Origin of the sequence: Paenibacillus brasilensis (genome assembly GCF_009363115.1) — a bacterium.
Taxonomy (GTDB): Bacteria; Bacillota; Bacilli; order Paenibacillales; family Paenibacillaceae; genus Paenibacillus; species Paenibacillus brasilensis.
Genome location: NZ_CP045298.1, coordinates 1849068 through 1862851 on the forward strand (window position 1 = coordinate 1849068; position 13784 = coordinate 1862851).

Here is a 13784-nt window from a genome sequence, read left to right on the forward strand (position 1 = left end):
CCCTCTTGATTTACCAATTTACTCCCCTGCTGCCTCGTCAACCGCGTCCACTGAAGTCCGCCCTGTAATGACATAGATTGGATTCAACCCTTCAAAACGCGTCATATTCAAAATCGGCTTGCTGCGCGCCGTCTGCAGCAGCGTTACCGAAGTCTCCAGCCCTGCTTCCTGCATCGCCTTCATCCCATCATGCAGCGTCTCAATGGTGGCGGCATTGACTACAATTCGTCCATCCGCACGCAGACGAGAAGCGCACAGCCGAATCAGCTCGGCAAGCTCTCCTCCGCTCCCGCCGATAAACACCGCATCCGGGTCAGGCAGCTCGTCCAGTCCGGCAGGCGCTTTGGCGTGAATGACCGGAAAATCGGTGCGGAATTTGATCTTGTTCGCTTCCACATTGACCAGATCGCCTTCATTCTTCTCAATGGCAAATACTTGCCCGTACTTGGCCAGTCGCGCGCATTCCACAGCCACAGAGCCAGAGCCTGCGCCGATGTCCCACACGATGCTTCGCTCGGTCAGACGCAGCTCGGACAAGCTGAATACGCGCACTTCGCGCTTCGTGATCAGCCCTTTTTCCGGCTTGCGCTGGTGAAATTCTGCATCCTCGAAGCCAAATCCCCGTCGAATTGCAGGCACGTCTTCACCCTTACGGCGGCGCAAAATAACCACGTTCAGTGGTTGGAACGTTCCCTGTGCCATCTCTTCCAGCGTATAATGCCGATACGTCTCGTCCGGTCCGCCCAAATGCTCACCGACAAAGGCATCGTATTCGGTCATGCCGTAATGCAGCAAATAAGCGGCGACTGCGGCGGGATGATTTCGGTCATCTGTCAATAAGGCGACCTTATTCTGTCCGTCGATCCGCTGAGCCAGTCCGGTCATTGGACGGCCATGTACGCTTTCCAGCACCGCATCCTGCCAGCTTTCACCCAGACGAGCAAAAGCAAGCTGAACCGAGCTAAGATGCGGCAAAATATCCAGATGCTCAGCTCCCAGCTTGGCGGATAAATACCCTGCGATGCCAAAAAAAAGCGGATCGCCTGACGCGAGCACGACAATATCCTTGTCCTCGCGCAAACGTCCCAATTCTTCCACCACGGCGGATAAACCGCTCTTTAATGTTCGTTTTTCCCCTGCGGCTTCCTTGAAAAAGGCCAACTGGCGCTCTCCGCCAACCAGCAGGTCCGCACGCTCAATTCGCTCCAGCGTCTCCTGCGACAAACCTGCCGCTCCATTTTCACCGATGCCAATAACACGAATCACTCTACTCACCGACTCTCGCCCTCCCCAGCACGTTTCCTTTCAGCGTTATCAGTACCATTTCTACGACGATTCCACCGCCTGCATGCTCCAGACAATGCTGACATCCATAGGTGCACAGCCTTTCAAAAAAGCTCAGCGCATTAGCCTCGGTCATCATATCAGCTACCTGGGTCGCGGTATTGGCTTCTGCCACTGCCGCCGCAAGCGACTCGTCCACGCCTGCTTCGCGCGCGACCTCGGCTAAAAAGCCAAAGTCCACCGGGGCGCTCTTGGAGTGAACCATCATGACACCTTGAGCGACCTTGGACAGCTTGCCGGGCATGCCGACGAGAATAATTTTCTTCATTCCCAGTCGTTTGCCATGCTTGACCGCAAAGCCGACAAAGTCGCCCATCTGAATAAAGGCTTCCTCCGTTAGCTGATCGTACATCTGCATTGCATATTTTTCACTGCTGCCGCCTGTGGTCAGGACAATTTCCTGGCAGTTCATCGCTTGCGCAACCGATATGGCCTGCACGACGCTGGCTTTATAAGCTGACGTGGAAAACGGAACGACCACACCACGTGTACCCAGTATGGAAATACCGCCAAGAATGCCAAGCCGCCCGTTCAGCGTTTTCTTGGCGATTTCTTCGCCGTCCGGTACGCTGATGACGACACGGACACCTTTGGCTGATCCGTGCTCCTCAAGCACGCCTGTGACAGCCTCCGTAATCATCCGGCGCGGCACAGGATTGATCGCTGCTTCTCCGACAGGCACAGGCAGACCGGGCTTCGTTACCCGCCCCACGCCGATGCCGCCGTCCAGCTCAATGCCAGGCTCCTCGCGCCAGCTAACGGACGCGATAATTCTCGCCTGATGCGTTGCATCCGGGTCATCGCCACCGTCCTTGATCGTCGTGCAGGAAGCTTCGTCCGCGTTCAGCACAGGCTCGATCAGCTCGAATGCATGATCGAAACCCGCTGGCAGCGATATCACCGCTTCCTTCGGTGGAATGCCTGTGATGAGCAGTTGCACCGCTCCTTTGGCAACTGCGGCTGCACAGGCCCCTGTCGTAAAGCCTGACCGCATCGGCTTGTCCGGCGCGGGGGCTTCACCGCTTTTCATCCGTTTGGGTCTGTCGGCGGACGCCGCTTCCTTTTCCATGCCAATTCCTCCTTAACCTCTTCTGCTGATCATGCTCCAATTCATTTCATGATACAGCAAACAGACAACCGCTACTAGCGGACAGCCATTAAGGAGATTGCATTCAATGCCGCTACAACAATCGTACTGCCGCCCTTGCGCCCCATATTCGTAATGAACGGAATATCGAGCTTGCGCAGCTCATCCTTCGACTCTGCTGCTGAAACGAAACCAACGGGCATCCCGATCACCAGACCAGGCTTGGCCGCTCCCTCCTTGACCAAACGAATCAGCTCCAGCAGCGCTGTCGGCGCATTACCAATCGCATAGATACCGCCTTCGCCGGCCTGAATCGCTTTGCGCATCGAGATAATGGCGCGTGTCGTATTCAGTCTTTTCGCTTCTTCCATGACATCCGGGTCGGAAATATACACATGCACATCCCCGCCAAATTGACGGATGCGATCCTTGCTAAGGCCCGCCTGAATCATTTGCACATCGGCAACGACCTGCTGGCCTGCACGAATGGCTGCAATTCCGGCTTCAATCGCTTTTGGATGAAATACCATGCTGCGCCCCAGCTCAAAATCAGCGGACGCGTGAATGACGCGCTGTACGACAGGATATTGCTCAGCTGTAAAAGGATGCTCTCCCAGTTCTTCTGTGATCATCTCGAAGCTTTTGCCCTCAATCTCCTGCGGCTGTACCGTTAACGGTTTAAAATCGGTTTTAAAATCCATCGTCTCGACCGCTCCCTTATGAAAGATTAGAAATTAAATTAGCTTAGAACATTAAAGTTACCTATTGTTCCACTACGCAGTCGGATGGTGCTTCCCATCGCCACCGCCCCCGGATTCCTTGAATAAAACCTATGATCAGTGTAGGAATCCGGGGACAAAAGCGACCGCTTCGCTTGTACAGCACCATTCCGACTACTCCGTTTTTATGTTCATTTTTCAAGTTCATCTTATATAGGTTCATGTTAAGGAGCTACAAACACCTCTACACAAAAACTGTGCATTTTAAGATAGCTATATTTTAAATACACGCCAAAAATCGTTCTGGATTCATCGGATTGACCGGGATCGACCATCTCTCATAGGATCATAGAATCATGGCTTAGAGCTCAGGCCTCTATTCGGCTGTACGCAGGGCGTCAATCACTCCGTCAAAATGATCAAATACCGTGCCAAATTCCACTTCCGGTCTGGAAATCAGAATGACATGTATACCCAGTTCCAGTGCCGATTGAACCTTTTCATCTACAGCCCCTGTGCGACCACTTTCTTTGGTCACCATCACCGTTGTACCAAAGTGCTTGTACAATGCCTCGTTCATCTCACGGGAAAAAGGTCCCTGCATGGCGATAATATTTTTTTGCTCCATCCCCAGCTCGCTGCATTTTTCCATATTGTCCAGACGCGGCAGCATTCGTGCAACCAGACGAATCTCCGGGTCTCCGAGCAAATGCCTGGTGAATGTGCCGAGCGTCTTGCTGCCTGTGGTAAGCATGACAGAGCCTTTCAGTTGCTTCGCTTCCAGTGCGGCCTCCTCATAGGACGGTACAATGTGAAGCAGCGGATGATTGTCGTACACCAGCCCTGCCCGCTCGTAGCGAATATAAGGCACTCCAGATTCGCGAGCGGCTGCCATGGCGTTCACATGTGCTTCTTCAGCAAAAGGATGACTGGCATCTACGATGGCCTGTACTCCCAGCTCTCGAACCACTGCTGCCATTTCATCGGCTGTCATTCGACCTGTACGTACGTCCAGACCTGCTTCGGACAAGCTGATTGCTGCACTTTCCGTTACGACAGAGGTCAATACCCTGAAGCCTTTGTCACGGATTTGCAGTGCCAATTCCCGCGCATCGCTTGTTCCACATAGCATGAAAATCATGAATTCTTCACCTGCCCGCTGCCGGCAATCCCGCTGCTATCCCCAACAGACGGCGTATGTAAATGTTCGTGGTGGTGTTCATGATTATGGTCATTATGGCTGTGCGCATGTGCATGATCATGTTCGTGGTGATGTCCATGATGATCATGGTGGTGATGGTGATCATGTCCGTGGTCATGGTCATGGTCGTGGTCGTGATGGTGGTGGTGATGCTCCTGTGCCTCCAAGCGGAACTGACAGTTATCGCAATTCGCTGCAACCTTGCCGAATAAGCCTTCATTCGCCCGCTCCAGCACCAGCTCGACCAGTTGCGGATGGAAACCAAAATACCCACCGATTTCAACCTGCAGTTCAGGATGAGCCTCGGCAAATTCCTCGGTCATTTCTCCGATGCGTTTAATCAGCACTCCAGTAAATAGAAAATATGGGAGTACGATAATTTTTTTGGCTCCCAATCGTACACAACGTTCCAATCCATCTGAGAAGGAAGGCTGCGTCACACCGATAAAGCTGCTCTCCACCCACGTATAGGGGAGCTTCTCCCACAGCATGCGACTCATTTTGAAAAAATCGCTGTTGGCATCGGGATCGCTGCTTCCGCGTCCCAGTACAAGCACCGCTGTTTCCTCGTCCGTCACCCCGGCGGATGCCTCAACAGCGTTATTCATTCCCGCTGGAACTGCAACCGGACGAGCCTCCTTCAAGCGGCTTTGCAAAATGCTGACGATTTTCTCGTGAACGCCAATCGGACGCCCATATACAAATTCCACCTGCGGATGCCTCGCCTTCGCACGATCAATCGCCATCGGAATATCAATTTTGGCGTGTCCTGCGGCGAACAAGATAATTGGCACAAGAACGACACGTGTCGCCCCTCTTTTCACACATGCCTGTACCCCGTCAGCGATGCTGGGGCGTGTCAGCTCCAGGAAACAGGTTTCTACACACGTTCCCGGTACTCGATCTGCCACCGCCTGTGCAAATTCCAGCAGCTCCTCGTTCCCCTCCGGGTCCCGACTTCCATGTCCAACCAACAATATTGCATTCACTGCTGTTTTCTCCTCCTCATGATAGGGATAGCCTATATGACACCCTATTTTATATATATGCTTGTGTCCCGCTCATTAGGCTTCTGGCCCACTAATCACCGCAAACCGCATTCACTTCTACGGTTGCCGGTGCGTCCTCATGCCGGAAGCCGGCAACCACACCTACACGTTTGAAAAATTTATGGAAACGCTCGTTCGGATGCCCTTTTTCCTTATACTCAGCGATGATATGCTCGACAATGTCTGTAATCTGTTCCCCCGGAATCCCTTCCGCTACAGGCTGAGCGGCATGAGCATTGCGGCCGAATTTTTTGCCGCCAAGGAAAAGATCGTACCCGCCCTTGCGGTAGACGATGCCGATATCCTCCAGCACCGCTCCATAACAGGCCATACCGCAGCCGTTCAAGGCGATGCTGGTTTCTTTGGGTGCCTGCAAACCGCCAAGCACAACCTGTAGATGCTCAGCCACGGGCACAGCGTCATCCTTCTCCATGTTGCAGAAGTCGCACGCCTTCACCTTAAACACATCGCCAATGGGCATGACAATCAATCGCTCATCCCGCAGCCGTCCGACCAGCTCCTCGGGATCTGCGCACGGTACGCGCAGCACGATCTGGTGATCCGGCGTATATTCCACCTCGCCGTCCTCACCCGCTATCTCCGCGAGCAGGGCCATCTGGCGAGCGGTGAATTTTTTGTTTCCCACGCCTGGGGAAACGCCCACCTCGAACAGCGCCGGCTTGCCAAAGCCGCCCGTCGCTGTCCCGGCCGCAGCCCCCACTCCAGAGGCGCTCACAGCGGGTGTCTGCCCGCTCCAGCGTGCGCTGGCATCGTCCGGCAGCCTGCCTCCCGCAGCGAGACGGCTCAGCGCCTCTGCTGCCAGCGACGCCGGGGCCGACCCGGCTTGCGCCGCAGACGGCGAGCCCTGCACGGCAGCTACCGCTTGCGGGCGTGCCTGCGCGGCAACCGCAGTTGCAGCAACGCTCGCGGAAGGCCCGGGCACGGCTGGAGCTGCTCCTGCCTGCGCGCCCAGCGACCACGGCTCCGCTTCCGTGCGGAGCCGCTGGTGCGGCTTGAGCGCCTGCTCGGTCGCATCCAGCGTATACTTGCGCTGATATCCACGCGGCGTTACAATCAGGCCGTCATATACCATCGTCGAGGAATTGCCGATGATTACGGTCGTCAGCATCCCGATGTCATGGTTCAGCATATCCTCCAGCGTCGTCACGATCACCTGCTGACGTTCACGGTAAGCACTCTTCACCAGTCCAACCGGAGTCTGCGGATCACGATAGCGCAGCAGAATGGACTGAGTTTCTACAATTTGGCGTGTACGCCGACCACTGCGTGGATTGTATAATGCGATTACAAAATCCGCCGAAGCTGCGGCTTCCACACGCTTCACAATCGTTTCCCACGGGGTCAGATGATCACTCAAACTGATCGTGCAGGCATCATGCATAACTGGCGCCCCCAGCAACGAAGCGCAGGATTGAATGGCCGAGATTCCCGGCACTACTTCTACCTCAACCCCGTCCTCACGGCGCCAGCCCTTCTGCATCAGCACTTCATACACCAGCCCAGCCATACCATATACGCCTGCGTCTCCACTGGAAATAACGGCTACCTTTTTGCCCATCTCTGCCTGTCGAACGGCCTCCTGAGCGCGGCTTACTTCCTCTGTCATCCCTGTGCGTACAATCTCTTGTCCATTCAACAACGGACGGATCAGATCCACATAAGTGTTATAGCCGATAATAACCTCACTCTCGGACAGCGCATCCAATGCCCGTTTTGTGATATGTTCCATATCTCCCGGTCCAAATCCAATTACCAGCAATTTTCCTAATGGACTCATCATGCCCCTCCTCCTGTAACTCAAAAAGACCCCATCCTACCCGGATGGGGTTCCTATGTACGCATCTTCTCACCAGACAAACAGGCGTAAGCAGACATCTCTCGTCTCCTCTATCCTGGCGTTGTTTTCCATTTGTCAGCTTACGCTTCAAACGCTTCTGAACGTTCGTATTCACGTAAAGCCGAACCAACATGAAAAAAGCAACGTATCCTGATTCCTGATTTCGTACACCCATCCTCTCCGCGAAGGCTAACGGTGCATACAGATCAAGGTAGGTCTCCTGGCTTGGCATCCATGGATTTTTCCGTCTTCCCCGTTTTACTCGAGTGACAACCTGAAAAAATCCTCTTCCTTACAGTGGCGGGACCGCTCGGGATTTGCACCCGATTCCCTGTTACCCTTTGCTCCATCGCAAAGGCACCTTGTCTGTCCGCTATTTGATTATGGGTCTTATCATAACCTTGCCTTAATCAGTTGTGCAAGCACGAAAAACGCTTTATTTCAAGTTCTCTGCCTTATTTTTTAGCATGCGCAGCAATTCATCCGGGTCCGCAGAGATGCTCAGCAGCGATGGGTGTTCACTCCCGGTAAAACCCTCCTGCACACTATGACGCACCATTTCCACCAATGGATCAAAATATCCGCTCACATTCAGCAATCCAATGGGCTTGCGATGAATGCCGATTTGCGCCCAGCAAAGCACCTCGAACAGCTCCTCAAAGGTACCCAGGCCGCCCGGCAGGGCAATAAACGCATCGGCCATTTCGCTCATCGCCGCTTTGCGTTCATGCATATTTGCAACCTCAATAAATTCGGTAACGCCCCGATGAACAATTTCCGCGTCAAATAGCAGCGTCGGCATGATGCCGGTGACCTGACCACCACCCGTCAGCATTCCGTTTGCCACCTCACCCATCAGCCCCCTGCTGGAGCCTCCATAGATCAGGCGGACATGATGCCGGGCCATAGCCTCTCCCAGCTTGCCTGCAGCCTCAAGGTATACCGATGAATGTCCAGGTCTGGACCCGGCAAATACACAAATAGAATTCATAAACGCTCAGCTCCTGTCCTAGTAGCATGCATCGAAAACTTATTCATTATATTAGATAAATATTTTCGCTATAACAAAAAATGCTGACAATGCATTTCAACAAAAAAAGATAAAGGCCACGTAGACCCTTATCTTTATTGTACTCTTGATCACATGTCAGTGCCCATTCACAACTTCCAGACCGAAGCCATGCGCTGAACCGCGATGCTCAAAATATTTCCCCAGCTCCACCATCATCGCGCCCATACGCTCTTCTACCGGGAACACGATCCGTTCAATTCCTTCCTCCAAAATAGACTGCGCAGTCACCTTGCCTACTGACACCGCAATTACATCCTGGCGAAAAGCCTCCAGCAAATCTTCCATACGGTTCTGTTCTCTGGCATACTGGCACAAAAAGCGGATTTGCGGACCACTCGTAAACGTGACTGCATCAACGCTGCGACTCACTATATCCGCCAGCAATGCTTGTAAATTCGCTTCCTCGGGTGGAATATGCTTATAAGGAAGCACCTGCCGGGTAACTGCTCCCTGCTCATCCAGCCACTTTACCAGCCGTGGGGCCGGATCACCGTGCAGCTGCAACAGCACTTCCTTACCCTTTAGATCATACGGGGCAAAAGCTCGCGTCAACCCGTCCAAACTTCCATCCTCATCCCGTACATCTGGCGTGAAGCCGCGCTTTTTCAGCTCATTGACCGTCTTGTAGCCCCGTGCCGCAATATTGGAGCCTTGCAGCAGCTCGATAATCTGCTCTGCCACACCCATATCCTCAGCCATATCGAACAGCGCGTTTAGCCCCATACCTGTCGTAAAAATGTTCCAGTCCGGTGGATGCTTCACCCACGCTACAACCGCGTTGCGCAGCTCAATATCATCTAGAAAAACCGTGCCCTGGGCCGGACGCTGCACTGGCTCGCCTCCCATTTTCGCAACCAGCAATGCCATTTCGTCTGCTTTGCGGGGACCGGCAAGGGCAACTCTCTTGCCTGCCATGCGTTGTGCCATCCTGTTCCCTCCCTTGTAGATGTCGAAGTCGTACTTCTTTCTACCAAGTATACAATTAGAGGGCTGAAAGACAAATAAGAATTACTTTTCCCGTGAATATAGTAAGCTTACAAGTTAGCTTCTCCGCTGTCTGCTTTTGGTTTGGGTCGGAGCAGCAGCCATAGCACGAAAGGCATGAAAACGAAGAAAATAACCATCACCATGGTCCACTCCCGGCTGAAATCATAAATTTGGATGATATTAGAGAACAGCATAAAGGAACAGACATAACCCAACAAACCTACAGGCCAAACCATCAGCCCCCCGCGTGTTTGGGCAAACATGCGCTTTACCGTCAAACTGATAACGTACAGATCAACACCAATCTTTGTAAGCAAAGTTGGTACGTTCAGTGCAGCCACGAAAAAGTCAAACCGATCCAGAAAGTCTGTTAGCTGCAACTGACGCGCCAGTTCATACGATGGATAAAACAGCCGTGACATGATAGGAACACCAATAACCAGCTCCTCCAGCAGCACGATTATAATCATAACAACGGTTCCGACTAAATGTCCAAGCCACGCACTGCGGGCATTGTAGCTCCGTCCAGAAATAATAAAGGGCAATATCATGAGGTCTGCCATATAACCAAGCATCCGCCAGCTGCCTTTGACTACTCCGCCTATATCCGGGTGTAAATACGGTCTCATTGCTGAAAAATCTATATTGTGTCCGAAAAAAAGCGGCATAGTCAATAGTGTCATAATCAACGTAGGTACGGTAAATTCCGCCATATTCACAATCGTGCTTATACCGCCCTTAGCCATGAACGTTAAGGTCAGCAGCATAATAAGGGATATCACAACAATCGGAGTCAGCGGCAAAAGGGTCACCTCCACCAGATCCGTAATAATCCTCAAATCCCTGGCGAAAAGGATCAGAAATATAATAAGATACATCGCAAGCAGCATGCGCCCCAGCACAGGGTGAGAGCTGACGATGGCCTGCAGCAGATCCTGATCCGGAAAACGCCGCTTAAGCCTCAGCATTGCCCAGATCGGCAAGCATAATACGATGGCGGCCATTGCGCAGGTCCAATAGGCATGCTGATGCGCGTAATCTGCCGCCTGCGTCGGAGCATGCATACCGGTAATACCGACCTCCATCAACATGCTAAGCAGCACGATTTGTCTGGTTGTGAACTGTTTCATACAGGAGATCCTCCTTTTTCCACAGGCATTCTGATTCGTTACAACGTAGGAGGGAGCCACAGATCAATGAAACGGCTCAGCCATGTGGCCACATAAACGGAACTTTTCGTCGAGGTTCCGTAAAGCCAGATGCCGATGCTAATGACATACAATACACGTGAGATCCAGCGATTGACGGCAGGTGCGGAATTCAGACTTTTGCGGTCAATCAGATACATGAGCAGCATAACCAGCACTAAGGGGAACAGAAATACTTTATTCATTTTCGATTTCCTCCTTTTTGATCCCGAATGGTTTGGTGACCGCACCGATATTCTCTATATGCACAATCGGGTCTATGACGACCTCCACCTTGGGGTACAGTTGCTCCCATTGAGATTTAATCCGTTTCCATTCATCCGGACGACTCATAATGATAGCCCTTCCCAATCCAAGTGCGTCTGAATGATACTTTTGTTGAATAAGCCGGACAACCTCACCCAGTTCCTTCTTGATCTCCTGGGCAGCCTGCTGCTCCAGCCACTTCACATTTTCTCCATGGGATATATCGAAGGTTGTCTCATTCTCCCTTACATTCCCGTTGCAGTTCAATTGAACGGTCATTCGAATATCATTTCCTCGAATATAAGGCTTGATTTGCACAGTATTTTCGATAAGGCGCACAGATAGATAACCAGAGCCTTTAGGGGGGGAGATGAATATTTCGGTATCCTTGGCCTGTCCCATGCCCAATAGCAGAAACCGGCTCAGATGGTTATCAATCATTCCGGTTAATCTGTCTTTGCGAAATACAGCCAACCCATCCACCTGGATATTCGTCTTCTTGTCTTTTATAGTGGCAGGGCCATTCTTCACCAGGGACATCACCGGCACAGCCGGGTCCATGCCGTCCATCAGAATTGAATTCATCAGCAGCTTGATGGAGCGGGGTTTTTTCATATATGAAAAGTTGAGCTCGCGCACCATCTCTGCCGGATATAGCTCGATCGGGGCATCCGCCTGAAGCACATCCAAGGATGTTCCTTTCGTTATGACAACCAGAGAAGACAGACGGTTCTGCGGAATACGCGCCAATACGTCCATCATTTTGCTGATTCCTTCCCGTGCCAGTGCCTCGCCAAACAACAGCACCCGGCGATGGGAGAAATTCAGCGTTCGTGAAACTCCTCGCTGTTCCTCGGCACTTGCTCCCCGAAAGCTCGGGCCTATCTTGGACTCCAGGTAATAGGATTTGGTCCCTCTTGTACCTCCTCCACCTCCTGTGCTTCCCGAAGATCCGAGCTGCCCTGGAAGAGCAATTTGCATCGTTACACGGTATTGATCCCCTTCCTTGTCCAGCCCGGTCCCCATTACAAAGGCCACATCGTTTACTTCACGGCGATCCCAGCATCCACCCAAAAGAACAGAACAAAGCAGCAGACAGCTGAGCATAGCCGCTTTACGTATTTTCCCTGCATTGGAGCCTTTGGGCTTCATCACCATCCCTCCTCGGTTGTGGGTGATCCATTCATCTTCTCTTTTTCCCGTTTGTTGTTGTCATTGCCGATCCATGAAGGACGTTTGATCATTTTCCACCAAGGTGCACGAACAACAATATCCTTTTGATCATTATGGTTATATGGACTGTATCCACTCATGTAAGGCACGCCAAACGACGTTAGCTTGGTTAAATGTGTAGCGATCAGTGTGGTCGCGATAATGATTCCAAATAGCCCGAACACACCTGCCATCAGCATAATCGGGAACCGCAACAGACGAATCGTAATAGCAAAGTTAAAACGCGGAATCGTAAACGAAGCAATTCCCGTGAGGGACACAACAATAACGATGGGAGCCGATACGATCCCTGCCTGCACTGCTGCCTGCCCGATAACAAGCGCGCCGAGGATACTGACAGCCTGACCTACCGTTTTGGGGAGACGAATCCCTGCTTCCCGTAACGCTTCAAAGGAAATCTCCATCATCAAGGCTTCTACCAGGGCAGGGAAAGGGATAGATTCACGCGCCGCCGCAATACTCAAGATGAGCGTCGTCGGCAGCATATCATGATGATAGGTCGTGACGGCTACATATAATGCGGGCAAAAAGAGGGCCAATATGAGAAAAAGGAAGCGAATCCAGCGAACCATATTACTGATGAAAAAACGCTCGTAATAGTCTTCGCTCGCTTGCATCATCTGCCATATCGTCACGGGTCCAATCAGGGCAAAGGGCGTTCCGTCCACAAAAATGGCAAAACGTCCTTCCAGTAACTGTGCAGTGGCGGTATCCGGACGTTCCGTGTATTCCATTTGCGGAAAAGGTGAAAACGGGTGATCCTCAATCAGTTCCTCAATGTATCCCGTCTCCAGTACCGCATCAATTTTGATATCGCTGAGCCTTTTTTTTACATCCTCCACCAGCTTTGGATCTATGATCCCCTCGATATAGGCAAGTACGACGCTTGTTTGGGTTTCTGTTCCGATGGTCATGCTGTGCATCTTGAGCCTGGAGGTCTTCAGCTTGAATCGCAGCAAGGCTGTATTCACGCGAAGTGTCTCGGTAAAGCCTTCACGCGGCCCGCGAATGACCGCTTCAGTCTGCGGTTCCTCCACGCCACGGCGGACGCCTCCCTTGGCACTGAAGATATACGCACGAGATTTACCGTCTACGAACAAGGCAGCATTGCCGTCCAGTATCGCCGCCGAGACCATTTTCCATTGGTCCATCGTTTTGGTCTGGGACATGGAGATCCGTGTCTCATCCAGCGGGTCCAAGGTACCGTTGACTTCGGGGTCCTTGAGCATCATGCCCAAAATGAAAGGCCGCAGAATATGATCCTGTAAATCCTCCGATTTCACCGTGCCTTCGACATAAGCCAACAATCCTTTACGTTCAGGGGAAATCATTAGCTCCCGGTAGACAATATCAGAGCAATCCTTGAAAATATCACGCAATGCAGTCAAGTTGTCTTCCAGACTGCTCCGCAACGGCTGCTCCAGCCATGGTGGTTCAGGCAGTCCTTTCAGAGCATTGGTATTTTGGGTCTTACGATCTGCAGCCGGAATCGCTCGCCGGCTCCACGGTAATCTCGGCAACTTGGGTCCTTTCCTCATCGTTATTCCCCCTCTACGAATAAGCCGAACAGGTATATGACATGTAGGATGTACCAGCCTGCAAAGGATTATGTATCCAACAAACTCAAAAAGAAGACTCCAGTTCCACTTCAAGGTGGTTTTGGAGTCTTCTTTTAATTTGAGCTTTAAAGTTACCTATTGCGCCACTGCGCAGTCGGATGGTGCTTCCCATCGCCACCGCCCCGCTTGTACAGCACCATTCCGCCTACTTCGCTTTTGTG

At 52.1% G+C, this 13784-nt stretch carries 12 protein-coding genes and 1 riboswitch; all 12 genes read right to left on the bottom strand.

Annotated features, from left to right (window positions below):
• Positions 1-18: 18 nt before the first annotated feature.
• Positions 19-1275 (bottom strand): precorrin-6y C5,15-methyltransferase (decarboxylating) subunit CbiE, encoded by a 1257-nt coding sequence (gene cbiE / locus GCU48_RS08735; protein WP_152379733.1) that lies wholly within the window; start codon positions 1273-1275, stop codon positions 19-21.
• Positions 1268-2413, bottom strand: a complete 1146-nt coding sequence (locus tag GCU48_RS08740; RefSeq protein ID WP_152379734.1) for a cobalt-precorrin-5B (C(1))-methyltransferase — start codon at positions 2411-2413, stop codon at positions 1268-1270. The genes cbiE and GCU48_RS08740 overlap by 8 nt, the downstream gene beginning before the upstream one ends.
• Before the next feature lie 74 nt (positions 2414-2487).
• The gene (locus GCU48_RS08745) at positions 2488-3132 is read right to left on the bottom strand and encodes a precorrin-8X methylmutase (RefSeq protein ID WP_025715979.1); all 645 of its coding nucleotides are present in this window, start codon (positions 3130-3132) and stop codon (positions 2488-2490) included.
• A 394-nt stretch (positions 3133-3526) separates the two neighbouring features.
• Positions 3527-4291, bottom strand: coding sequence for a precorrin-6A reductase (gene cobK, locus GCU48_RS08750; RefSeq protein ID WP_152379735.1), 765 nt, complete (start codon positions 4289-4291; stop codon positions 3527-3529).
• The gene (locus tag GCU48_RS08755) at positions 4288-5340 is read right to left on the bottom strand and encodes a sirohydrochlorin chelatase (protein WP_152379736.1); all 1053 of its coding nucleotides are present in this window, start codon (positions 5338-5340) and stop codon (positions 4288-4290) included. Before GCU48_RS08755 ends, cobK begins: the two co-directional genes overlap by 4 nt.
• 91 nt (positions 5341-5431) lie before the next feature.
• Positions 5432-7198, bottom strand: coding sequence for a precorrin-3B C(17)-methyltransferase (gene cobJ / locus GCU48_RS08760; RefSeq protein WP_152382126.1), 1767 nt, complete (start codon positions 7196-7198; stop codon positions 5432-5434).
• 253 nt (positions 7199-7451) lie between these two features.
• Positions 7452-7637, bottom strand: a riboswitch (cobalamin riboswitch).
• Positions 7638-7694: 57 nt separating this feature from the next.
• Positions 7695-8249 carry an LOG family protein gene (locus tag GCU48_RS08765; RefSeq protein ID WP_152379737.1) on the bottom strand — a complete coding sequence of 185 codons (555 nt, stop codon included), beginning with the start codon at positions 8247-8249 and terminating at the stop codon, positions 7695-7697.
• Between the two features lie 156 nt (positions 8250-8405).
• The gene (locus tag GCU48_RS08770; RefSeq protein ID WP_152379738.1) at positions 8406-9257 is read right to left on the bottom strand and encodes a uroporphyrinogen-III synthase; all 852 of its coding nucleotides are present in this window, start codon (positions 9255-9257) and stop codon (positions 8406-8408) included.
• Between the two features lie 107 nt (positions 9258-9364).
• Positions 9365-10447, bottom strand: coding sequence for a GerAB/ArcD/ProY family transporter (locus GCU48_RS08775; RefSeq protein WP_244316128.1), 1083 nt, complete (start codon positions 10445-10447; stop codon positions 9365-9367).
• A gap of 38 nt (positions 10448-10485) precedes the next feature.
• Positions 10486-10710, bottom strand: a complete 225-nt coding sequence (locus GCU48_RS08780; RefSeq protein ID WP_152379739.1) for a hypothetical protein — start codon at positions 10708-10710, stop codon at positions 10486-10488.
• A complete protein-coding gene (locus GCU48_RS08785) occupies positions 10703-11923 on the bottom strand; it encodes a Ger(x)C family spore germination protein (RefSeq protein WP_152379740.1) in 1221 nt (406 codons plus the stop codon). The genes GCU48_RS08780 and GCU48_RS08785 overlap by 8 nt, the downstream gene beginning before the upstream one ends.
• A complete protein-coding gene (locus GCU48_RS08790) occupies positions 11923-13542 on the bottom strand; it encodes a spore germination protein (protein ID WP_152379741.1) in 1620 nt (539 codons plus the stop codon). The genes GCU48_RS08785 and GCU48_RS08790 overlap by 1 nt, the downstream gene beginning before the upstream one ends.
• Between the last annotated feature and the right edge of the window lie 242 nt (positions 13543-13784).